The organism is Psychrobacter sp. bablab_jr014 (genome assembly GCF_016464015.1).
Lineage (GTDB): Bacteria > Pseudomonadota > Gammaproteobacteria > Pseudomonadales > Moraxellaceae > Psychrobacter.
Genome location: NZ_JACDXT010000001.1, coordinates 56,122 through 80,242 on the forward strand (window position 1 = coordinate 56,122; position 24,121 = coordinate 80,242).

19 protein-coding genes, 1 tRNA gene and 1 pseudogene are annotated in these 24,121 nt (G+C 47.9%); 7 read left to right on the plus strand and 14 right to left on the minus strand.

From position 1 onward, the window contains the following. Window positions 1–43: 43 nt before the first annotated feature. Entirely contained in the window at window positions 44–1,717 is a 1,674-nt protein-coding gene (locus JIE71_RS00200; RefSeq protein WP_199506713.1) for an alpha-keto acid decarboxylase family protein, read from the plus strand. Window positions 1,718–2,128: 411 nt separating this feature from the next. Here JIE71_RS00200 and JIE71_RS00205 read toward each other — a convergent pair whose 3' ends face one another. The 6 genes and pseudogenes from JIE71_RS00205 to JIE71_RS00225 form a co-directional block, all read right to left on the minus strand. Next, window positions 2,129–2,491, minus strand: a complete 363-nt coding sequence (locus JIE71_RS00205; protein WP_199506714.1) for a hypothetical protein — start codon at window positions 2,489–2,491, stop codon at window positions 2,129–2,131. Window positions 2,492–3,197: 706 nt separating this feature from the next. Next, on the minus strand, window positions 3,198–4,181 hold the full coding sequence (locus JIE71_RS00210; RefSeq protein ID WP_228284473.1) for a hypothetical protein: 984 nt from the start codon (window positions 4,179–4,181) through the stop codon (window positions 3,198–3,200). A 12-nt stretch (window positions 4,182–4,193) separates the two neighbouring features. Next, window positions 4,194–4,346: pseudogene (locus tag JIE71_RS12535) on the minus strand (hemagglutinin repeat-containing protein); the annotation flags it as partial. A gap of 102 nt (window positions 4,347–4,448) precedes the next feature. Continuing rightward, on the minus strand, window positions 4,449–4,943 hold the full coding sequence (locus tag JIE71_RS00215) for a hypothetical protein (protein WP_199506715.1): 495 nt from the start codon (window positions 4,941–4,943) through the stop codon (window positions 4,449–4,451). Between the two features lie 103 nt (window positions 4,944–5,046). Beyond that, window positions 5,047–5,121: transfer RNA gene (locus JIE71_RS00220), tRNA-Gly, on the minus strand. 152 nt (window positions 5,122–5,273) lie between these two features. Continuing rightward, window positions 5,274–5,810 (minus strand): Spy/CpxP family protein refolding chaperone, encoded by a 537-nt coding sequence (locus JIE71_RS00225; protein WP_199506716.1) that lies wholly within the window; start codon window positions 5,808–5,810, stop codon window positions 5,274–5,276. Window positions 5,811–5,880: 70 nt separating this feature from the next. Between JIE71_RS00225 and JIE71_RS12475 the strand changes: the two genes are divergently transcribed. Continuing rightward, a complete protein-coding gene (locus JIE71_RS12475) occupies window positions 5,881–6,012 on the plus strand; it encodes a hypothetical protein (RefSeq protein ID WP_266095937.1) in 132 nt (43 codons plus the stop codon). A 258-nt stretch (window positions 6,013–6,270) separates the two neighbouring features. Continuing rightward, window positions 6,271–7,464: a sugar transporter gene (locus tag JIE71_RS00230; protein WP_199506717.1), complete on the plus strand. Its 1,194-nt coding sequence runs from the start codon at window positions 6,271–6,273 to the stop codon at window positions 7,462–7,464. Window positions 7,465–7,541: 77 nt separating this feature from the next. Here the strand turns inward: JIE71_RS00230 and JIE71_RS00235 are convergent, their stop codons facing one another. Then, window positions 7,542–8,810: a dicarboxylate/amino acid:cation symporter gene (locus JIE71_RS00235; protein WP_199506718.1), complete on the minus strand. Its 1,269-nt coding sequence runs from the start codon at window positions 8,808–8,810 to the stop codon at window positions 7,542–7,544. A 654-nt stretch (window positions 8,811–9,464) separates the two neighbouring features. Here JIE71_RS00235 and JIE71_RS00240 point away from each other — a divergent pair. Continuing rightward, window positions 9,465–11,147, plus strand: a complete 1,683-nt coding sequence (locus JIE71_RS00240) for an NAD-dependent malic enzyme (protein ID WP_199506719.1) — start codon at window positions 9,465–9,467, stop codon at window positions 11,145–11,147. A 123-nt stretch (window positions 11,148–11,270) separates the two neighbouring features. On the opposite strand, the gene JIE71_RS00245 is transcribed toward JIE71_RS00240, so the two are convergent. From JIE71_RS00245 to JIE71_RS00255, 3 genes are all read right to left on the minus strand, one after another. Beyond that, complete coding sequence (locus JIE71_RS00245; RefSeq protein ID WP_199506720.1) at window positions 11,271–12,980, minus strand: putative bifunctional diguanylate cyclase/phosphodiesterase; 1,710 nt, start codon at window positions 12,978–12,980, stop codon at window positions 11,271–11,273. 523 nt (window positions 12,981–13,503) lie between these two features. Continuing rightward, the gene (nadC, locus tag JIE71_RS00250) at window positions 13,504–14,364 is read right to left on the minus strand and encodes a carboxylating nicotinate-nucleotide diphosphorylase (RefSeq protein ID WP_199506721.1); all 861 of its coding nucleotides are present in this window, start codon (window positions 14,362–14,364) and stop codon (window positions 13,504–13,506) included. A gap of 159 nt (window positions 14,365–14,523) precedes the next feature. Next, entirely contained in the window at window positions 14,524–15,531 is a 1,008-nt protein-coding gene (locus tag JIE71_RS00255; RefSeq protein ID WP_199506722.1) for an NUDIX hydrolase, read from the minus strand. A 278-nt stretch (window positions 15,532–15,809) separates the two neighbouring features. On the opposite strand from JIE71_RS00255, the gene nadA reads away from it, so the two are divergent. From nadA to JIE71_RS00270, 3 genes are all read left to right on the plus strand, one after another. After that, window positions 15,810–16,949 carry a quinolinate synthase NadA gene (nadA, locus tag JIE71_RS00260; protein WP_199506723.1) on the plus strand — a complete coding sequence of 380 codons (1,140 nt, stop codon included), beginning with the start codon at window positions 15,810–15,812 and terminating at the stop codon, window positions 16,947–16,949. A 1-nt stretch (window position 16,950) separates the two neighbouring features. Then, on the plus strand, window positions 16,951–18,795 hold the full coding sequence (gene nadB / locus JIE71_RS00265; RefSeq protein WP_199506724.1) for an L-aspartate oxidase: 1,845 nt from the start codon (window positions 16,951–16,953) through the stop codon (window positions 18,793–18,795). Window positions 18,796–18,931: 136 nt separating this feature from the next. Continuing rightward, window positions 18,932–19,843, plus strand: a complete 912-nt coding sequence (locus JIE71_RS00270) for a lysine exporter LysO family protein (RefSeq protein WP_199506725.1) — start codon at window positions 18,932–18,934, stop codon at window positions 19,841–19,843. A gap of 48 nt (window positions 19,844–19,891) precedes the next feature. Here JIE71_RS00270 and JIE71_RS00275 read toward each other — a convergent pair whose 3' ends face one another. The 4 genes from JIE71_RS00275 to JIE71_RS00290 are packed head-to-tail and all read right to left on the minus strand — an operon-like array spanning window position 19,892 to window position 24,016. After that, a complete protein-coding gene (locus tag JIE71_RS00275; RefSeq protein WP_199506726.1) occupies window positions 19,892–20,131 on the minus strand; it encodes a hypothetical protein in 240 nt (79 codons plus the stop codon). A gap of 51 nt (window positions 20,132–20,182) precedes the next feature. After that, window positions 20,183–21,388, minus strand: coding sequence for a hypothetical protein (locus JIE71_RS00280; protein WP_199506727.1), 1,206 nt, complete (start codon window positions 21,386–21,388; stop codon window positions 20,183–20,185). Between the two features lie 42 nt (window positions 21,389–21,430). Then, the gene (locus JIE71_RS00285) at window positions 21,431–22,681 is read right to left on the minus strand and encodes a UbiH/UbiF/VisC/COQ6 family ubiquinone biosynthesis hydroxylase (protein ID WP_199506728.1); all 1,251 of its coding nucleotides are present in this window, start codon (window positions 22,679–22,681) and stop codon (window positions 21,431–21,433) included. A gap of 30 nt (window positions 22,682–22,711) precedes the next feature. Further along, entirely contained in the window at window positions 22,712–24,016 is a 1,305-nt protein-coding gene (locus JIE71_RS00290; protein WP_199506729.1) for an FAD-dependent monooxygenase, read from the minus strand. Between the last annotated feature and the right edge of the window lie 105 nt (window positions 24,017–24,121).

A 24,121-nucleotide genomic window follows, 5' to 3' on the forward strand; every position in this document is an offset into this window, starting at 1 on the left:
CTCAGAGCATCATGATTCACAATAATAGACAAGGAACGACAAAATGACACAGCAATATACGATTGCAGATTATTTGTTTGAACGTATTCACGAAGCGGGGGCGACCGATATCTTTGGCGTGCCTGGGGATTTTAACCTACCATTTTTGGACAATGTTATTGCCTCCAAAGATTTGCGCTGGGTGGGCAATGCCAATGAGCTAAACGCAGGCTACGCTGCCGATGGCTATGCGCGTGAGCGTGGGTTTGCCGCGATGATCACGACCTTCGGGGTGGGGGAGCTGTCCGCCATCAATGCCACGGCAGGGTCATTCGCCGAATACGCGCCCGTACTGCATGTGGTGGGCGCACCATCTATAGCGCAGCAAAACGCCAAACGACGTATTCACCATACGCTTGGCGATGGGGTGTTTAACCATTTTATTAAGATGGTCGAGCCTGTCACCGTCGCACGCGCACAAATCACGCCTGAAAATGCGGCATCAGAGATTGACCGCGTGATTCGTATGGTGCTTAAAAAGCACCGCCCAGGCTATCTGATGCTGTCGCCTGATGTGGCGCGCCAGCCCATTTATCCACCGACCACCAAGCTGATAGACAGTGAAGAAGACATCACCAGTCAGGCGGCACTCAAAGACTTTAGGCAAGCGCTGATGGAGTTTTTACCCAACAAAACCACCACACTGATGGCGGATTTAATGGTACATCGTTTGGGACTACAAAACGAGCTAAAAGCCTTGATTGCGGACACAAATATTCCGTATACCACGCTGTCATGGGGCAAAACCTTACTCGATGAGCACAGCGAGCGCTGGGCGGGCACGTATGCGGGTGTGGCGTCACGTCCTGTGGTCAAAGACGCGGTCGAAAACTGTGAATGCTTGATTAAAATTGGGGTTAATTATACCGATACCACTACGGCAGGCTTTACCCAAGATATTGATGATGATGTGGTGGTCGATTTGCATTACGAGCGCGCCTCGGTAAGCGGCAAAACCTTTGCACCGATTGCGCTAAAAGACGCCTTACAAGCTTTGCACGACGTTATGACCTCAGGCATCGCCATCACGCCAAAGCCGTTTTGTGAGCCAGTGCAGCCGCACCAGCAACAAGGCGCGGATGATGAAGCCATTAGACAAGACGACTTATGGCACATCGTCGCCGATCAGTTGGCGGATAACAACTTGGTCTTTGCCGATCAGGGGACGGCGTACTTTGGCATCAGTGACGTGCGCTTGCCTGAAGGCGTCACCTGCTACGGTCAGCCTATGTGGGGGTCTATCGGTTATACCTTGCCTGCCAGTCTCGGCGCGGCAATCGCATCCCCGCACAAGCGCAGCGTGGTATTGATTGGCGATGGCTCGGCGCTACTGACCATACAAGAGCTGGCGACCATCATTAACCAGCGTATCAACCCTGTCATCGTACTGGTCAACAATGACGGCTATACGGTTGAGCGTGCGATTCATGGCGAAAATCAGCCCTATAATGACATTCCAGCGTGTCAGTGGGCAATGATGCCGCAAGCCTTTGGCGGTACTGATGAAACGGTACTGGTGCTTAAGGCGAGCACCGCAGGCGAGCTAAAATCTGCCTTTGAACAAGCGGCGAAAGCGACAGATAAGCTCGTGATGCTGGAGGTCATGACAGATAAATACGATGTTCCGCCGCTACTGGCTGACATTACTGAGGCGTTAAAGCCGAAGTCGGAGTCGTAAAAAAGTATATTGCAATTCATTAAAAACACCTCATGACTTAATGATAAGTCGTGAGGTGTTTTTGGTATCTGGTGTAGGATAGTCATCCACAGTCACACGCCTATTGGTACACCATAGATAGCTACAACTAACAATATAAGAAGTGAACCGACTCTAGGGCTAGGGCAAATAAACCCTACTCTAAGTCTTAAAGTAAAATGCGCAATTGTCATGGATATGAGCGAGGATAGAATAAAATACTGTTCCGCCCGAAAGCAAGAAGAGATCCGCGCTCAAGTGAAAGAAGAAATGGGCACAAATAAAGTTTCTATACCAAGGCTGGTTAAAAAACGACTTATCCAAATTGTTTTATGAAATTTTCCTGAGCCATAACAATTTTATTTTGAACTGGCTATATATAGCATTTACATTCTACTGAGTGCTTTCTACGGGATCTTGATTGAAACTCGTATTATCTTCGTCTACCATTGTTGAGTCACCGATTACTGAGCCATCAGTCATTTCATCAGTAGTGGCTGTCCCAGCTGGATCCATAGGGCTGTCTGTACCTGTCGTATCTATATTCGTCGTTGTAGTTGTTTCACTCATAGTAATATCTTTCTCTACTTCAGTATTAGCCGGTTCTGTACCAACAGCCGTAGCTTCAGTCGTGTCCACCGTACTATCTGGCGTCTCTTCCACTTCGTTACTGCAAGCGCTAAGTCCTACAGCGCCGACCAGTAACGCGATCCATAGTTTGTTTTTAAGTGCATGGTTAGAGATTATAGTCTTCATTTTAGTATCCTTGATAAAATTAAAACAGATCATTGAGTATAATATTGAACGTAGAAAGCTCATTATTACTTCAAACGAATCCTAACATTAATGCATATACCGACTAAGATATTTTTGTTAAGTTTCAATAGATTTTGATAATTCATTAATAATAATGTTATTAATGTAAATAAATCATATGATAAATGCTTTATATGTGTTATGTCATCTGTTAACACTGAAAAACGTTATTAATCAAATACATTAAACGGTTGTTGTCAAAAGTAATCCGAGCGTTTTAATTATATTCCAATATGCGTCATTAAATCCTTAAGGTATACTGTGGCAGCAAAAAATACGCTTTAATTATTAAGTTTTTTCTACTAAAAAATTTATATGACTGATATCAATGACTACATTTCTTAAAATTTTACTAATTTATAGTTGATATTAAACTGATCTACCATCGAATTTTATCGGAATAAATAATGGTAAGTATAGGAATTGTATTAAGTGGGTTAAAGCTTTTGAATTTTGTCAATTAAAATAAATTTATTAAGGTGGGAGGTAAAAAATTAGACAAGGTAAACTACAAGGAAAAATATCTAGCGAATACTTCTAAGATTAAGGCGTGCTATTTGAGATTGAAAGTTGGAGATATAATGTAATATTAAGTAAAAAATGACCATATTTTTGTTTTATAAAATATCATTTAAAGCCCATGAGTCTATAATGGCTTCATAAATAGCCTTGCAACTTCTTTGTCATTACCATTTGCAAGTGCCTTATTTATCTGCTCTCCAAGAGCTAGAATATCATTATGTCTAAGATAATTGTTATCTGTTTGACTATAGCTGGTTGCGGTACCAGCAGTATCTCCACCAATGACTGCACCAGCTGCCGCTGACAAACCTAATAAGAGTACATCACGGGCCGTTTCATCAACGCCTTGATTATCTAGATATCTTCTGACCGCAGGAATAGAGACTGCCGTCGTTCCACTAGCTAAGGCACCATCAACGCTACCAGTTGCAATAGCACCAACTAGTGTATGCAAAGCAACACGATAAGCGCCACCTTCTGCCCATTTCCTAGCTTCCTCTACGTCACCATTAAGTATAAGCGTTTCTTCTTTTTTACTTGCATAATCCCCAACTGCCTTCGGTGCTTCTTTCCCAAACTCCTGCGTTATCTGCGTCTGCGCCCCAAGCTCCTCATTCACTCGGCCAGCATCAAAGCTGTTCTCAAGGATGCCTGCATACTCTGCGCGGTTGTCTGTCGTGATGTCTTGACTGCCTGCAATACCTGTAATACCAGCGCGCGTCACACTGCTGTCACTGTCGCTATCTGTGCCATAACCTAAACCATTCATATTGGCTTGTGGCTTACCTGTAGTATTACCAAGACTAACACCGACTTGGATGGCATCACCGTCATAGCTGGTTGTGTTATTAATGTCTTGCGTCTCTATACCACCAAGACTTTCATAGTTGTTAAGCCCAGCATCACGAGCAGCTTTGGTGGTGGTGATTGCGCCGCCAATCAAAGTCGTCTTACCGTTCGCGGCAATATCGAAGCCCCCATCACCTGTAAAGATGCCTGACTGTTCACCGACTGCTTGATAGTCGGCATGAAGGTTCGTCTTGCCGCCATTGACCGATAGGCTAGAGCTTTTGCCTTTGTATAGGTCAATATCAGCACTAAAGCCCATGTTCTTTTGTTTGCTATCGTAGGTGGCCGTATCTTGTAATGACTCTATGTTGACGTCGCCACCAATAACTCCTTGGGCGCGACCTGTATTAATTACCCCGCCTTTAATGTTTACGTCGTTGCCGACGTATAGGGTAGTGGTGCCGCCTGCATTTATTTGATTGTTCGTATAGGAAACATAAAAAAGCTACAATACATAGCATATCGTAGCTTCTAGTTTGAATAAAAATATCGGTTTTATTAGAATAAATAAGCCTTTATTTAATGATTACTCAACCAAGTGATATAAATCATTCTTTAGAGTTTCTTCAAAATTCCAGCATGGTGAGGCTTTGTCGTAATCTATTATGGCAGAGATATACTTTCCATCTTCTGTGACTTCCAACCCATATTTGTCTTTGCAGAAAAAGTATAATCTCTCCTTTTGAGATTCTTTTCTATATTGTATCCAACTATTCTCCCCAATTTTATTTATATCATCGTCGGTTATACCATTATTATTTTTAAATGTCATTCCATAGCTTAATCTATTACTACCTCTATTTGCTTGACCTTCAGATATCAATGCGTCTACAAATACTTTCTTTAAAGGTGGTGCAAGCTGTTCTCTAGCAACAATCTCACTTTTTTTAACATCTTCTAAATAATTATCTGGTGTTTCTAATTTCTCTTTAAGCATCATAGCCATGATAAAAACAAATACTCCAAAGAAAAATATATTAAATGTTCGCTGACTAAAAAAACCTTCAGAATCTTCATTCATATTTACCACCTACCAGCGGTAATAACTTACTCTCAAAACCGCGACAAACCCCGAAAAATGGACAAAAAAAAGCCTCACTATTAAGTGAGGCTTTTTAAATGTTTGGAGCGGGATAAGAGATTCGAACTCTCGACCCCAACCTTGGCAAGGTTGTGCTCTACCACTGAGCTAATCCCGCTTGATGTACCAGCCAATCTTTGTTTCTGTTGTCAGCTGATGAGGGCGTATTATACGCGGTTTGATTTTACTGTCAACCCTCTTATGCAAATAATTTTAAAAAAACTTGCAACACGCCCTTATGACCTTGCTTTAATCTTATTGATACTAAGATTAGTAATCGCTATTAGGTATGGGCGGCTTCATGTTGCCATCTTTTTTACCAGGATGGCGCATATCATGCATGCCTTTTTCAGGGCGCTCTTTACGCATCTCGGCAAGCTTATCGCGTTGCTCTTTAGTCAATACTTGAGCGATGGCGTGTTCGGTCTGTACGTACTTAACAAAACGTGCTTTGGCTTGTGCGGCTTCTGCATCTGCCAATTGATTCAGCTGAGCGGTATTTAAGGTTTTGCTATTCACGAGCGCTTGTACCTGTTCGCGTTTTTGTTGCCACTCATTCATACGTGTACCGCGCTCATCTTTGTCGCCACGATTTTGCTGATAGATGGCTTTGATTTGCGCTTTTTGTGCATCGGTAAGATTCAGCTTTGCCATATCGCCACGCATACCCATGCCCATGCCATCTTTATGAGCAGGCATAGGGGTGGCAGAGGCTGTGGTATCGGTTGCTGCACCGACATTGGTACAGGCGTTGATGGTGAGCATGCTAGATACAGCGATGATTGAGGTGGCGAGTAATTTTTTCATGGGTTGTCCTTAAGCATTATGGTGTTAGGGTGACGGGTGGGTGTGCAGGTACGATTATCGATTCTGCCTTATGAGTTCTATCATAGAGCAGCTAGAGTTTGCGAACATTTATAAAAGATTAAGAAAAGTAACGATTGTGGCAAGCTATCATCGCATTATGATGGACAACTGCCGCTTTGTATTGCAAACTGAGCGTCAATAAATAGGGGACAGCGTATGCATACAAGGATGCAGCTTATGTATTGATAAGCGGGCATATCTCAAGCGTGTCGGATCATGTGTAAGCAGGGCGATGCTTGCGCACCGATAGGTAATACATCGTCTGAATGGATAGGTATGAATAAGCACTGATATTTACAGTGCTTATTTTTTTATTACTGCGCTGTCTAATTTGTGAGTTTTGATAATAATGATCAGGCTTACACCACCGTGCCTGTGGGCACTTTTTTTGTTGGGCTTTATGACACATGATATTAAGACGGGTAACGATACCCGCAATGTACAGTATATCCGTGTATTTCTGATGGGCATCAGCGCCTTTGTGGTCAATACCACAGAGTTTGTCCCTGTGGCGCTGCTCAGTGACATTGCACGCGATTTTTCGATTACGACGGCGCAGACGGGATGGATGCTGACACTTTATGCGTGGATTGTGGCGGCGATGTCATTACCGCTGATGCTGATGACGGGCAAGCTTGAGCGCAAACGTTTGCTGCTGGGCTTGTTTGTGGTATTTATTGCCAGCCACATTTTATCGGTATTTGCGTGGAACTTTCAGATATTGCTGATTAGCCGCGTGGGCATCGCGCTGTCGCATGCGATATTTTGGTCGATTACGGCAGCGATTGCGCTGCGCGTCGCTCCTGATGGCAAAAAGGCTTTGGCACTCAGTGTCCTTGCCACAGGAACCTCATTGGCGATGGTTTTGGGCGTGCCATTAGGGCGACTGATTGGGCAATGGTTTGGCTGGCGAGCAACCTTTGGCAGTATTGGCGGCATTGCGTTTTTGGTATTTATTTTACAGTTTAAGCTACTCCCGACCATGCCAAGTATGTTTGATGGGTCAGTGAAAAAAGTCCCTGAGCTGCTTAAAAATCCATTACTCGTTTGCCTGTATCTGTTTTGCTTTGTGGTGTTCACCGCGCATTACGCTGCGTATTCGTATATCGAACCCTTTATGCGCGAGATTGGCAATATTAGTGAAAACTTTGCAACCTTTGTCCTATTGCTGTTTGGCGGTGCGGGCATCATCGGTAGTGTAATATTTAGCCGCTTTGGTGAGCGTGGTAGTACGCGCCTGATGCTTGGTTCTATCGTGCTGATGCTGGTGTCGATGCTGCTACTATTACCTGTGATATCGTCAACGTGGGGATTATCCGCAGTGACACTCATTTGGGGCACAGCGCTGATGCTGTTGATGCTGTGTATTCAAGCCAAGGTCATCATGATTGATGTGAGCGCACAAGATGTGGTGATGTCGATGTTCTCAGGCATTATTAATCTGGGCATTGGCACAGGCGCGCTACTCGGCGGCTATGCGGTGACTCATATTGCGCTATCGAGCGTGGGCTTTGTTGGCGCGGCGGTCGCAGCCATTGCATTGATCCTCATGATATTTATGCTTACGCGTTTTCGCTCGCTACGTTATAGCTGATATTAAAAGTATTGAAAAAAAACCAGCCTTATATTCGGGCTGGTTTTTTTATGAAGCATAGATTTGTCGGAGTATGGCTAAGCCTCATTGAGCACCAAAGACTCCTCGGCATCGACTGGCGCATCTTTGTGTTTTTCGCTTTGATCAACAATCTTGGCACCGACCAAATCACCCACAACATTACCAAAGGTAAAAATCATATCGACCAAAATATTAATACCTGCTGTCAGTGCCACAATCTCAATGGGCAAGCCAGCTTGCGTAAATACGATGGACATACCAATCAAGCCTGCGCCAGGTACGCCAGCCGTACCCACAGCAGCCATAGTACCAATGATGACGATAGTCGCAAGCTCTGGCGTGGACAAGGTCATACCCATAATCTCTGCCGCAAAAATAACCGCAACACCAAAACGTATGGCCGTACCATTCATATTGATAGTGGCGCCGATAGGCAGAGTCAGTTTGGCAACGCGCTCACCGATTCCCGCTTTTTCTGCGCATTTGATAGTGACAGGTAGCGTTCCGATGCTGCTGCTGGTCACAAAGGATGTGAAGGCTGCTTCTTTGATGTCTTTATAAAACTGAATGACTTTAATGCCGAAAAGTTTCATCATGATAGGAAAGGCGACGCCGACCAATACCAGTACGCCAAGATAAGACGTCCCGATAAATTTACCCAAGGCGATGGCGGTATCAAAACCTTGAGTACCAAAGGTATTGGCTGTAATCCCAAGCACACCGATAGGCGCATACACCAGAATACCGCTCAAAACTTTAGAGACCACCTCGTTCCCTGCCTCTAAAAGCTTGAATAAAAACTCACCCATCTCTTGTTGTTTTTTATCGGTTGAATGTCGCATGAACAAAATGGCCAAACCAAAGACTACCGATACAAAGACAACGGCTAAGATATCGCCATTGGCAAAGGCACTAAAAATATTGCTGGGCACCATACCGAGCAGTGTGTCAATAAAAGAAGGGCGGGCAGGCGTGTCCATGACCACCTCGGTTGGCAGAGAAAACCCCGCACCAGGATTGGTGATTTTTGCCAACAAGATACCGATAACGACAGCGACACCTGTTGATAACAGGTAAAAGGGGAAGATTTTTAAGCCAATGCGCCCAAGCTCTTTGGGGTTTGAGTGATTGACAGCGACCATCAAAGAAAAGACGACCAAGGGGATAACAATCATTTTTAATAAGTTTAAGAACAAACTGCCAAGTGGTGCTAAGAAGCTGCTGTAATCACCTAAGACAACACCAAGTAAAATACCAATTAAAAAACCACCTGTCATTTTTACCATAAACGACATACCGGTATACCACTGCCAAATACTTTTCATGACTCCCTCCAATAACTATCAATGCAACCTATAGATGTTCAAAGAGGGCAGAGCGTCTGGCACTAAAAAGGCAAGTATAGACACTCCATTGTCCACTTTATCAAAATATAGATTGGTGCCAACCAAATAAAAAATACAGAAGATGCAGACCGTTCCTTCGTCCGCAAATTAAAATTCTGAAATAGTAAAGATATATTCTATAAGTGAAATATGATACTAACTATCAAGAGTCAACAGAACAAAGGAAAAATAGTATGGCAGGCATGAGTTTTTTTCTTGCAAAGAAAACAAAAAAATACTAGAAAAAGAGAAATTTTGCTTACTATTTGGGCATAAAGCAGTATGTATCGATACACAATGAGTCTTTTGAATGAGTGTAAAATACCTGTTCATCAAAATAAGCTGAACAGTCAAGACAAAATATAGCGTATTAATATATTTTAGTATACTAAAGTTCGCTAAAATTCCAAAAATCAGTGTAATAAGATATCCAAACAAGAGCATCTTTAGCATAAGGTCTGTTTTCTTATCACATTATGAGCCATAATGCGGTGAAATAATTTTGTTACCTATTGTTAAGTTTGAGCCGATGCTATGTATAATGCACCAGCACAAGAGTTTCTAACCTCACGCCCTTAATAAGAAGATTTTATTATGTCACATAAGCGTCCCTTATATATCCCTGTTGCTGGCCCTGCTCTTTTAGAGACGCCTTTACTTAATAAAGGAAGTGCCTTTACCGCAGAAGAGCGTAATAGCTTTAATCTGACGGGTCTATTACCCCATAACATTGAGACGATCGAAGAGCAATCTTTGCGCGCTTATCATCAGCTGCGCTCATTTACGAATGATATGGACAAGCATATCTACTTGCGTAATATCCAAGACACCAACGAAACCTTGTTTTACCATTTGGTTGAACAGCACATCGAAGAAATCATGCCGCTCATCTATACCCCAACCGTGGGGCAGGCATGTGAAAAATTCTCACAAATTTATCGTCGCAAACGTGGGTTGTTCATCTCTTATCCTGAGCGTCATCAAATCGATGACATCTTACACAACGCCACCAAACAAAACGTTAAGGTCATCGTTGTGACGGATGGCGAGCGTATTCTAGGCTTGGGCGACCAAGGTATCGGCGGCATGGGTATTCCGATTGGTAAGTTGTCTTTGTATACTGCTTGTGGTGGTATCAGCCCAGCGTATTGCTTACCTATCTTGCTTGATGTCGGCACCAACAACCAGCAGCTGATTGATGATCCTATGTATATGGGCTGGCGCAACCCGCGTATCTCTGGTGAAGAGTATGACGAATTTGTAGACTTGTTCATTCAAGCCATCAAACGCCGCTGGCCAGATGCTTTGCTACAGTTTGAAGACTTTGCGCAGGCCAACGCCACACCGCTATTAGAAAAATACCGCGACCAGCTGTGCTGCTTTAATGATGACATTCAAGGTACGGCGGCGGTATCGGTCGGTACATTGATTGCCGCTTGCCAAAATAAAGGTCAAAAATTAAGCGAGCAAAAAATTGCCTTTTTAGGAGCAGGTTCGGCAGGTTGTGGTATTGCTGAGCATATCGTGCGCCAAATGCAACGTGAAGGTTTAACAGAAGCGCAAGCGCGTAGCCAAGTGTTCATGGTGGATCGCTATGGTCTACTTACTGATAGCATGACAGAGCTACAAAAGTTCCAAGTGCCTTTAGTACAAAAAGAATCAGCGATTGCGCATTGGGACAAGAGCAACAAACTGGGCTTGGCACAAGTGGTTAAGCAAGGCGGCGTTACGGTACTGTTCGGTGTCAGTGGCCAAAAAGGTCTGTTTACCCAAGAAGTCGTCGAAGCACTGTGCGCGAATACTGAGCACCCAATCGTATTGCCACTATCAAACCCAACGTCACGCGTAGAAGCAACCCCGCAAGAGATTATGAATTGGAGTCGTGGCAAAGCCATCATTGCGACAGGTAGCCCATTCCCGAATACGACATGTAATGGTCAGTCGTATGAAGTGTCTCAGTGTAATAACAGCTACATCTTCCCTGGCATTGGTCTTGGCGCGTTAGCAGCGGGCGCCACAGGCATTAGCGACAATATGCTGATGGCGGCGAGCCAAGCGCTGGCAGACATTTCTATGGAATATGAAAAAGCACCTGGTGCGATCTTGCCACCGATCAATGTGATTCGCGAAATCAGCGAAAAAATCGCTTATGCTGTGGCTGTGCAAGCCGTTGAAGACAAGCTTGCGCTACATGATACGGAAGAAAACTTGCTCCGCCGTATTAAGGCAAACTTTTGGTTGCCTGAATACCGCAACTATCGCCGTACCTCGTTTTAATCGATAACCGCGATATGTAAAAAGCCCAATACTACGATAAAAAGTAGTGTTGGGCTTTTTTTGTGTAAGCCAGTATTGAACTGACTATAAAACATAAAGGCTTTAAAATAATGAGGAGCGCGGTCAGTTTGCCGCGTCATCCGCGGCGTGTTGGTCTATCAGAAGTTGGGTTGCTGTCTCTGCAGACATCGGCCTGCCAAACCAATAGCCTTGCGCATATTGGCAGCCCATATTATTTAGTAGCTCGGCCTGTTCGCGCATTTCAATGCCTTCTGCAACCACACCCATTTCTAATGCTTTGGCCAAGTCCAAAATGGCTTTAACAATCGCACTTTGAGTCGGGTCAGAGATGATTTTTGATATAAAGCTTTTATCTATTTTTATAAAGTCAAAGTCATACTCTTGTAAATAGCTGAGTGAGGCATATCCTGTACCAAAGTCATCCAATGCCAGCTTGACGCCCAAGTTTTTTATTTTCATCAGCTGGTACTGGACGTTGCTGTGCCGAAGCATTAGCGATGATTCGGTCATCTCAATATGCAGTTGCTCAGGATAAATACGGTATTGTGTAATAAGACCACTGATAAATTCATAAAAGTTGGGTTGACTAAACTCTGCGGCCTCAGCATTAATACAAATATGTTGACAAAATCCCATACCCAGCCATGTGTTTAGCTGCTGCGCAATCTGTTCTGCCATCTGCAAAAACAGGTCAAATGACAGCTTGTGCTTAATAATGGCTTCAATAAAATGAACGGGTTTAAGAAGGCCTCGGGTTGGATGCTGCCAGCGCACCAACGCCTCAAAGCCGACAATCATTCCAGTACTCAATTCAATCTTAGGCTGGTAATGAGGCACAAACTGCGCGTCTTGAATCGCGCCGCGCAGCTCGGCTTCGAGCTGTAAACGCTGGTCATTGTCCAAATCGAGCTGCGGATTGTACCAATAAATATCATCGCCGCCTTGTTGCTTGACATATTGCATCGCTTTTTCGGCATATTGCAGCAAATCATGCATTTGCTTGCTGTTTTCGGGCGCATAGCTGATGCCTACAGAAATCTTGAGGTAAATGGGGTGTTTATTGGTGACAAACGGACGCTCACACATCTGCATCAAGCTGTCCAGCTCATTACGTACTAAATTGGCGTCAATAAACTCAAACAGCATGGCAAAATCATCGCTACCAAAGTGCGAAAAGATATGCATGTTTTTTAATTGCAAATCGGTCACACGCTTGGCAAACTGCTGTACCAACGTATCAGCATGCTCTTGTCCCAAAGTGTTGGCGAGCATGCGATAATGATCAATATTAATCCGTACAATCACCACTTCGCGGTAGCTGTCTAATAATAAATCGCTGGTTTGGCTTAAAAACACTTTACGGTTGGGCAACTGCGTTAGTTGGTCATAGTTGCTTAAATGTGAAACACGCTCAAGCGTCTCTGTATTCGGACAGGTGTCTTTGACCATGCCAATATGATAATAGCCATCTGACAGCTCAATACGCCGAAAGGTAATATGACAATCGAGCGTCTGACCATAGCGGGTGGTCAGCGATAAGTTGTTTTGGTAGTAGCCGTACTCGTCCAATCGATAAGCAATATCTTTTAAAATGCGCTGCTCTCGCTGACCCAAAAACTTACGCGCATAAATCCCTAAAGGACGACCAACCAAAAAGGTCTCGCTGTAGCCAACCATCACTTCATACGCTGCATTCACCCACATATAGCGCAAATCGGCATCAAGAATAAAAATAGCATCGTCAAACCGACTACACAGTTTAACCAGTAGTTGTTCTTTGTGGGTCTCGGATAGGGGAGTAAAATCCTTCATAATATCAGCCTGTACAGGATAATAAACGCGCTTATCTGTCTTGTGCCGCCTGCCGTAGCATCCTACCAAGGTCAAGAGCGCCCCATGTTTGATTTCTTAAGCACAGATATGGGTAGACGCGACATATCATTTAAGATACCAAAATTATTGCAAAAATATCAATAAATCATAGACTTAAAATAGGGCGTGTTGAACATTCGCAAATAGGCACTGCTGATTGCTAAAATTGTTCCAGACAAGGCACAAAGCGACGATAATTCAGATGCCTTAGCGAGATTTGTAACACAGTATGGGGCAATTTTAGCATCAGCCCGCAGGGACAGGACTCTTTTTTGCCGCTTCATCGTTAAAAATAAGCGCTTAGAATGACTAAACTTATTATTTTTAACCTCGAATCGCCTAAAAAATAGTCGCTGTCAGTGCCATGGTCTAATGGTCAACACGCCCTAGTATACCTACAAATATTCCTATACGACGGTATAAATAAAAGTAGCCACTCCATTGTAGCGTATGTTCAGACCCTTTAAGCCGTCACAAAATCAAGGCCAATATCCAGCGCGGTGCTGCTGTGTGTCAGATAACCCATAGCAATAAAGTCCACGCCTGTTTTTGCGACTGCCTGCACGGTCTCAGGGGTGATGCCGCCTGATGCTTCAGTTTGGGCGCGACCTTGGCACATGGTGATGGCTTTTTTCAGCGTCTCAGGCGACATGTTGTCAAGCAGTACCAACGTTGCTCCTGCATCCAGCGCGGCGGCTAATTGCTCGAGCGTATCGACTTCTACCTCAATCGGCACAAGGTGTCCTGCATGCGCGCGCGCCTGCGTGATGGCGGTAGCAATATCGCCCACGATGGCAATGTGATTGTCTTTGATTAAAATCGCATCGTCCAAACCCATACGATGATTGCGCCCGCCGCCGCAGCGTACGGCGTACTTTTGTAAGAGTCGCAGCCCTGGAATGGTCTTGCGCGTGCAGGTGATGTTGGCGGGATACTCAGCGACACTATCGACAATACGGCGCGTATCAGTAGCAATACCGCTCAAATGGGTCATAAAGTTCAGCGCAGTACGCTCGGCGGTGAGCAGGTGACGTGCATTGCCTTCGACCGTTGCCAGCACGGTGCCCGCCTCCACGCTTATGCCGTCGCTCACCACTGCCTGAAAATCAATCGCCTTATCGACCAATAAAAACGCCAAACGCGCCAAGTCCAAACCGCACACCACGCCTGCTTGACGCGCGCGAATATGTAGCTTTGCCTGCATATCGGCAGGAATAGTCGCCTGCGAGGTGATGTCGCCACGACGCCCCAAATCTTCAATAAGCGCCTGCTCAACAAACGGCGTTAATATCACATCGTCCAATGCTGCTTGGGTCTGACTCATCGCTTGCCCCTTTTGACTGTCATTAAGCATGTTTAATAGCGCCACTGACTTTGTACTTATAACAAGTCATTGTTAGCATTATTTAAACTCAAATTGAGCATAAATATAACGTACTATGACCGCTTAGGCAAGCCTTTACATGATATACCTACTCAAGGTTTATTTACGTTTGGGTAATTTGCTGTCCATCAGTAGACTTTGCAATTCAATATCATGGCAAAAACGGTACAGCTTGGCAGGGCGTCCGCGCTGGGCGCTGCTGCTTTTTCCTGTGGGCTTCACGAGGTTTTGGGTGTCTAACAGACGGCGAAAATTTTGTTTGTGTAATCGCATACCAGATAAGGCTTCAACGCTTTGTTGCAACTGCGATAAGGTAAAGACCTCAGGCATCAAGCCAAAAATCAGCGGCTGATATTCAATCTTCGCCCGCAAACGCGAGATGGCGGTGGCAATTACGCGCCGATGGTCATAATACATGGGTGTGCCTATAATCTGTGACCACTCGGCAGGCAGTTTGCTGGGCTGATAGTTGGGCGCTTCGGGTATCAAGCCCGCCTCGTACAGCATCTCGTAACGCAGTAGCGTATGCTCTGCCGCCCAGCCGTAATCCTCATAGCGTCCTGCATGGATATCAGCGATAGCGTCGGCGCTGAGCGTATCGCCCACGCCCCAACACAAACAGATCCGCTGCTGACGGCGCTGCATGGTCGTAGCGTCATCCGCCTCATTCGCCCATGCCAGTAAGGCAGGCACAATCAGCGCGCCAATCATTTCAGGCACGCCGTCCAGATGATTTTCCCATGGAAAATAGTCGTACCAGTCGCGCCATAAGGCTTGGCTTTGCTGGTGCACGGTTTCGCTTTCTTGTACCAAACCCAAATAACTGACATATACCAGCGCGTGCCCTTCAATATTGCGGCGGTTGGTATCCACAAAGGTATACAGCTGCTCAAGATAACCAAGCGGCTGCTGGGTTTGCTCCTCAACCCATTGGCGCACCCCTGCCTGCAAGGAGCGATGCAGCGGCATCAAAGGGCCATTGGGCAACAATTTGCCTTGGTCTACAGTCAATACGCGGGCGCTGTGCTCAGTAATGGCTATCAGTACGGCGACCACTTCGGTCGTGCCGCTGCCTTCTTTGTGGGCATGAGAATAGGACAATGTCATAAGCAATCAAAGTTACCTTAAAATCAAATGGGTTTGGAGTATTTGTATTTATTACGGGCACGGCAGCTAAGGCAGATGCGTCTGCCGGCCGTGCTTACTTTTTATAATGCTCACAAGTATAGCGTGAATGCCGTTACAGATGCTGCCCTTGTCATCATCAGATGTAGCGATTTTACAGCGCGCGTCGGTCATTAATTTATATTTGGATATAAAAACCCCTTGTATTTATACTCAAAAAGAGCATAATTATAAGCACAACGACAGACAACGAGGCTGCTATGACCGACTTTCCTTATGATGCGCCCAAGCTAAGCGACAACAACAAGCGCGTACATGCGCTCGATATCGAATATGCCAAGGCAAAAATCCCTGCTGAGCTGCCACGCTCGGAGCGTCTAATTGTTGAGGCGAACATCAAACGCTTGCTCAAAGAGCACAATGCAGTGCTGGTCGCCCATTATTACGTTGACCCCTTTATCCAAGAGTTGGCGCTCGCCACAGGCGGCTGTGTGGGTGATTCGCTAGAAATGGCACGATTTGGTCAAGCGCACAGCGCACAAACCCTGATCGTCGCGGGCGTACGCTTTATGGGTGAGTCGGCAAAGATTTTAAGCATGGAAAAAACCGTGCTGATGCCTGATTTGGAAGCAGAGTGTTCACTCGATTTGGGCTGCCCTGCTGATGAGTTTGCCGCCTTTTGCGACGCACACCCTGAGCGCACCGTGGTGGTCTACGCCAACACCAGCGCGGCGGTCAAAGCACGCGCCGATTGGGTCGTGACCTCTTCGGTTGGGCTGGACATCGTGACCCACCTGCACGAGCAAGGCAAACGCATCATTTGGGGACCTGACCGTCATTTGGGCAGCTACATCGCCAAAGAAACGGGCGCGGACATGCTGCTGTGGCAAGGCTCGTGTCTGGTACACAATGAGTTTAAGGCGACTGAGCTTGAGCAATTAAAAGCCGAGCACCCTAATGCCAAAGTCTTGGTACACCCTGAGTCGCCTGACAGTGTGGTAGCGCTTGCCGATGTGGTCGGCTCAACCAGCAAGCTATTAAAAGCCACCTATGAGATGGACGTCGATACCTTTATTGTAGCCACCGACCTTGGCATCTTGCACGAGATGAAAAAACGCTCACCGCACAAGCAGTTCCTAGCCGCGCCGACTGCAGGCGAAAGCGCCAGCTGTAAGAGCTGCGCGTTTTGTCCGTGGATGGCAATGAATGGCTTACAAGCGATTGAGCAGTGTTTGTTAAATAAAAGCGGCGAAATTGTCTTAACGCCTGAGCTTGCCGAAGCCGCCAAAAAACCATTACAGCGCATGCTGGACTTTGCCCAAACCAAGCAAAAGAACGTAACGGCAAGCGGCGATATCGTCCAAGACCGCGCGCTATTTACCCATGTCGGAGCAGCCTAACATGTCCAAGCCAACCAACACGATAGAGGCCAACACTACCGTACCTGCGATATCTGTGGACGCCATGCAACATACGGATGTGTTGATTATCGGTGCTGGTTTGGCTGGACTGAGCGCAGCATTGTCATTGCCTGAGCACCTCAACATCACCGTGCTGAGCAAATCGGCGCTGGAGGCATGTTCCAGCCACTACGCGCAAGGCGGCATCGCGGCAAGTCTGGATAAAAATGACAGCGTACATGCGCATGTGACGGATACGCTGATTGCGGGCGCGGCATTGTGCGATGCAGACAACACGCAGCGCATCTTAAGCGCGGGGCAAACGGCGATTGAATGGCTGTGCGCGCAAGGCGTGCCCTTTACCCAAGAGCCTATGAGCACCGATGAGACAGGCAGCAACGCGCTACACTTAACCAAAGAAGGCGGGCATGGCTGCCGCCGTGTGGCACATGCTGAGGACGCGACTGGGCGCTACGTCATGCAGACCTTGATTGCCAAGGCGCAAGCGGCGGATAATATTACCTTATTACCCTATCACGAAGCCTTGTCTTTACTCACCACAGACACGCCAGCGGGCACACGCTGCTGTGGGGCGCACATCTACGCCAGCGACAGTGATACGGTTATCACCATACACAGCGCGGCGGTGATACTTGCCAGCGGCGGTTTGGGGCAGATGTTTGCGCGTGCCAGCGCCCCTGATGTGTGTGTCGGTGATGGCGTGATGATGGCATGGCAGGCAGGTTGCCGCTTGGCAAACTTGGAGTTTGTGCAGTTTCACCCCACAGGGCTTGCACTGGCGGGTAGTAGTTTTTTAATCTCCGAAGCCTTACGCGGGGAAGGCGCGCATTTATACTGCCCAAAGACAGGCAAGCGTTTTATGCTCGACTATGATGCCCGCGCTGAGCTGGCGCCGCGTGATATCGTCGCCCGCGCCATCGCGACCGAAATTCAAAACAATGGCTTAGGCTACGTGCATTTAAACATCAGCCACTTGCCCGCCGAATTTATTACCGCGCATTTCCCGCAGATTTATCAGACGCTACTCACGCACAGCATCGACATGACGCGCGCCCCCATTCCTGTCGCGCCGACTGCGCATTATAGCTGTGGCGGTGTGGTCGCGGACGCTGATGGCATGACCGATGTGCAAGGGCTGTATGCCGCTGGGGAAGTCGCTTATACGGGGCTGCATGGCGCAAACCGTTTGGCGAGTAACTCCTTGCTCGAATGCGTGGTCGTCGGTCGCAATATCGCCGCGCATTTGCCGCAATATCTGGCTAATCAAACGCTCTGGCAAGCACCAAGCGTGGATAATGTTTTGCCCATGGCCCTACCCGATACTGTTGTTAAGAAAAGCAAGGCTAAGAAGAACAAGGCTAAGCAAAGCAGCGACCATCAAAACACAAATACTCGCTTTACAGACAGCCACTTGCCCAAAGCAGTCGCTGATGTAGCAGGTGCGCTTAAACCCCTGATGAGCAGCAACATGGGCATCACGCGTACAGAAGCAGGCTTACGCGAAGCCTTGCAGCAAGTGCATTCTTGGCAAAATGACGTCCAGCAAGGGATAGACAACACCTCCAACCCAAGCATATCTGAACAGATTGCTTACCAGCGTATCCAGCGGCAGCTGTCTTTAGCGGCGCTGATGCTGCAATCAGCACGGCTACGCTGTGAAAGCCGCGGCGGACACATGCGTTCAGATTTTCCAATGACCCATGATAAGGCAGCGGTCAGTGTCATTGCACCTATCGCACCAAATGTGGACAGCAGCTTGTCTTATCAACCGCTGCGACAAATAGCAGCCATGCCCGCAAGTTACGCGCTGTGTCCTGCGTGTTAAAAAATGCTTTAACAATAATAAATCACGCTTAGCGCAGTGGTTGTGACTGATTGGGCACAAATGTTGCCTACATTATCGCGGCATACCAAGCCTACTGTGCTAGAATCATGGGTTTGCGCCACCAACGAGCCGACCCATGCAAAGCTTTATTACCCTTCTCCTTGTCCTAATGCCCTTATTCATTGGCTTTGCGATTCCTGTCACCCCGCGTATGGCGCAAACAGCAGACAAAGCGCTGTCGTATTTGGTGTTTGTCATTTTGACCTTGATTGGTATTGAGTTGTCACAGGTGCATGGGCTGAGCAGTCAGCTTGGCGACATTGCCCTATACGTGGCGGTGCTGTCAATTTTGACAGTGGGTACAGGACTGGTGGCGCTCTTATGGTTTGACCGCTTTAAGCCGTGGCGCAGTAAAAACAATGCCGAAAAAGGCAGTCAGCACCGCATCAGTATCCGTGGCAGCCTAATACAGGTGGTGTGCGTGGTGATTGGCTTTGTGATTGGGCATTTTTTGCCGACCGCTTATCTGCCGCCAGAGAATGCCATGACCGTGCTGTTAATGCTGCTGATTTTGCTCGTAGGTATTGGACTCAAAGGCTCAGGCATTACCCTAAAAGAAGTGATGCTCAATCGGCGCGGCGTAGAAATCAGCGTGATTTTTACGCTGGCGGTACTCGTGGGCGGGCTGGGCTTTGCTATGCTCTTTCGTGAGGTGTCGTGGACACAAGGACTGGCGCTCGCCTCAGGGTTTGGCTGGTATTCACTCTCGGCGATTGTGATGACCGATGCCTATGGCGCCGTCTGGGGCAGCGTGGCGCTGTTTAACGACTTAATCCGTGAGTTTTTCGCCCTGCTATTTATTCCGATGGTGATGCGCCAGTACCCCTCAGCGGCGGTGGGTCTGGGCGGTGCGACCAGCTTGGACTTTACCTTGCCTGTCATTCAGCAATCAGGCGGCTTGACGGTCGTGCCCCTTGCCATCAGCTTTGGCTTTATTATTAATATTGTCTCGCCTGTGCTGATGGTGGTGTTTGCGGCGTTTGGCTGAGTGACGATAACAAGTAACGGAGCTCCGCTTTCTTTACTGGTGCGGGCGCTATTCGAACACATCGCATTGGCGGGCACACTCGCCGTATAACTGCTCAGCAGATTTATACTTAAAGTTTTGCAAGTCATGTACGTCATCGCCTGCTATGAGTATGACACGCCGCTGCTTTTCCTCGATAGTATTGATACCCAATGCTTTGGAATGCGCATCTGTAAAGGCATTGTCTGTCACCAAGTACCTGTCTGCACAGTTATACATGCGAATGCGTTCAGGTGCGATACCGTGCATGAATATCAGTTTGTTTTTGAAAATGCAAACATATCGCGCTTATTGTCAATATCACGCCAGTGGCAAGTCTGTCATCACCCGACACGTCTCATCATGCCAGTCGATAAACTGTGCAATCGCCTCAGGCGTATCAGAATTAGCGTCTTGACCACAGATAGTGTCTATATAACGACAAGCGCGGTAACGGATCGCAAAAGTGTCATACGTGCTGAGCCATTGTGCGCGTGCCTGCCTATTGTCCGCATGGTCGTCCATGTCGCTATTATTGTCCGCATCATGAGAAAGCCATTGGGGACTGGCTGGCGGCGTTTTATCCAGCTCGCCTGTTTGCGTGACTTCTGCCATACGCCAAGGCTTAGCAGTCAGGCGGGCGCGAAAACAGTGCTGCGCTTGGCACAGATGCACATAGTTGCTGTCGGCATGCAGGTGTTGGAACAATGCCGTTACCGCATTATCGCTCGGTAAAAAAGTATCGTGCATGACAATAATGCGAAAGCCTGCGGGCGTTTGGTACAGTCGCAAGCATGCGGTAGACTGCTCTTTGACATACTGCTGTAGCCGCTCAGTCATATAGGGCTGGAGCGAGTCCAAATGCGCTTGCTGACGCTGCTGCTGCTCAGCCTCTTCCTTGCTGGCTTGTCGCCACAGTATCGCCACAGCGAGAAATAAATAGCCAAGCAGCCACAGCCATGACAGCGACTGAGCGGCAATGATGCTCGCCAGCGCAATCGCCACCACGACCATAAACCACATTTGTTTTTTAATCGCTGACGGGCTGTCCGCTGCACCAGCGCTTTCCATAATGCCCGTAGCGCGCTTGGTATCATAAATATTGGGATAACGCTGACTTAACAAGTCGGCATTATCTACATCAATAATGGCAATATTATTCACATTGGCGACCTGAGCGCCATAGCGGTTGCGGGTGACCATCAGTCGTGTGTCGCTATCATGGTTTTTGCTCAGGCGGTCGCCTGTTGTATGTTGCCACGTTTGCTCAAAGAGTATCGGCTCACGGATAGGAATACCGTTTTGTGCGTTGTACTCTTCATCACGCTCACGGCGCAAAATGTCCGTTCCCGCCTGCCAGCACTGGTACGCGTCACTGACCCGCGTTTTGGCATGCGCCTGCGCCGCTGCCTGACTGTCATCCGACCAGCCATAGCGCTTGATGGTGACTTGCCGCTTGTTATCACCGCCTTCACGCACGGCTTGAAATCGCTGTTTGTACTCTGCCCAATACTTGGGGATACGCATACGGGTGTGCTCTTTACTGATAAAAAGTTATGGCTGTAAGATTTACAAGCCGCTCGCCTGCTTGGCAAATAAGCGCATCAGCGGTTTGATTTTACTGACGCGGTACATGCCGATATGGCGCAGCTGCTGCACAGGTTTTGAGGACGCAAGGCTACCTGCAAACAGCCAGTTGAGTGCCGAAAAGCTGTGCATCATCAGGCTGTTGTGCGGACGGCGGCGGCGCTCATACGCACGCAGACTGCTGTACGCACCCCATGTGCAATAGCCGCTACGCTCATAATCGGATAATAATTGCTCGCTTAGGGCTTTAACATCAAGCATGCCTAAGTTTAAGCCTTGTCCTGCCAACGGGTGGACACCGTGCGCGGCATCACCGATTAAGGCAAGGTTGTGTTTGACATAAGACTTGGCCTGCTGAGCGTTTAAGTCAAAGCTGGCGATGGACTCAATCGCCTCAATCTTGCCCAGCTCATAGCCGCACGCCGCCGCAAGTGCGTCTGCCAGCTGGCGTGGTGTCTCGTTTAGCAATTCTTGGGCACGGTGTTTGGGCAACGTCCAGACGATAGATTGCCAATGCTGCGGGTGGGCTTTGTCCGCGTCTGTGATGTCGGCAAGCGGCAATAGCGCCAGTGTGCCTGTAGGCAGCATGGCTTGGCGGGCGGTTTGCTGATGCGGTTTTTCGGTCTGAATCGCGCAGCAAATGGCAGTCTGTTTATAGTCCAAAGTATCAAGAGCAATACCCGCCTGCTGGCGCACCATCGAGCCGCGTCCATCTGCACCGATAAGCAACTTCCCCACTATTTCTGTACCGTCAGCCAGCTGCACGCGGTAGCCTGTCTCCTCGCCCACATGCTCAAGCTGCTGCACCTTTTGCCCATATTGCAAAGTCACATAGTCACGCACATCCTCATCTTGCAAGCGCTGCCATAAGGCGTGTTCGATGACCGCAGGCTCGACCATGCTGCCGAGCAAGGGTTGTGGCGCGATGTCATCTTGGAACAGCAATTCGCCCATGCCATCCCGCTGCCAGACGTGCATTTGGGTATAGTCGGCTTTGCGCTCGGAAGCGATAATTTGCTGCCAAACGCCAATCTGTTTAAACAGCTCAATACTGGCAAGGCTCAGCGCATATACGCGCGCATCGCGCTTGTCCAAGGCACGCTGCCAGTCGGCATCCGTGCGTAAGGAACGTGCGTCAATCAAGGTAACAGGGCATTTCGCTTGCGCAAGTGTTAATGCAAGGCTTGCGCCCACGATACCGCCGCCGATAATGAGGGTATGGTCGTGCTTCATAACCGTTCCTTTATTCTTTATTGTTGTCATTTAAGCCTTCAAACCCATCGCATAATTGGCGACTAAGGGCTTGATATTTGGTAACTTATCAAAGGCAATCAGCGCGCCATTACGCACAAATTTTACCAGCGGATTGGGATGGGTAAAGCCATGTACCACCGCATCACAAAACCGAATCACGCGCTTTTGGTCACGCTGGCGCGCCGTCTCATAGCGCTTTAATAGGTTGGCATTGCCGATATCGCCGCCGTGTGTCGCCTGATGCTTGAGCATTTTTGCCAATACGTGCGCGTCACGCATACATAGGTTAAAGCCTTGTCCTGCCACAGGGTGCAAGGTGTGCGCGGCATTGCCCATAATCACGCAGCGCCCTTGAACCTGACGCTGTGCCAGCACGCGGGTCAAAGGATACGCGCCGCGACGACCTGCAGCGATAAACGTGCCTGCCCGCTGTCCAAAGGCCTCCTGCAAGGTTTGCAAAAAGTGCGCGTCGTCATTCAGATATTGTTCTTCTTCGCCTTTGGGGCAAATCCACACCACCGAGCGGCGGTGTCCTTGTTGCTGCGCATCATTGCCATTGCCATCAGCGTCCGTCAGGGGCAATACTGCCAAAGGTCCTGCGGGGCTAAAGCGCTCAATCGCTGCATGCTCATGCCCTTTGTCCGTCTCGACCACACCAACGATGGCGGTTTGTTGATAATCATAAGTGACGGTGCTGATACCGAGCAGTGGACGCACGCTGGAGTCGCGCCCATCGCAAGCCACGAGCAATCGCGCTGTTGCGGTATGCATGGCGGCATCGTCAGCGCCGTTATCAGTTAAGGTATAGCCGACACTGACCTGCTGGTCGTCTGTCTCGCTGACCTCTTGTACTGACGCGCCATCAATTAAGGTAATGAGTGGCGAGGCTTTCGCAGCGAGCAGCAGCTCACGCCCGAGCCATGCGTTTTCCATCACTTGACCGAACGATTCGACCTGCTCTTCGTCTTTATTTAAACTCGCCGCGCCAAAGCTCCCCTGCTCGCTAATCTGTACCGAGTCGATGCGGCAGGCATGGCTTTGTAGCGCTGACCACAGCCCGATTTCTTGATAAATCTGCACCGTGCGGCGGGACAAGGCAGTATTGCGGCTGTCCAAATAATGACTGCGCTTGGGGTCAGCATCGGGGCTGATATCAGGATAGCGTGCTTTTTCCAGCAAGGTGCTGGTTATACCATTATGCGCGAGCAGCAGTGCAAACGACAGCCCCACATGCCCACCACCAACAATCAGCACTTGCGGTATCGCCGTCTGGTCATGGTCTTGGGCGGCTGTTTTGTTGTTGACACTCTCCATCTCTCACCTCACGATGCCGATGGTTGATACTCTAAAGCGGCGATAAACGCGCATACTCGGTACCAACGCAATGATATTATTATTAAGCGGCAATAGCGTCCGCGT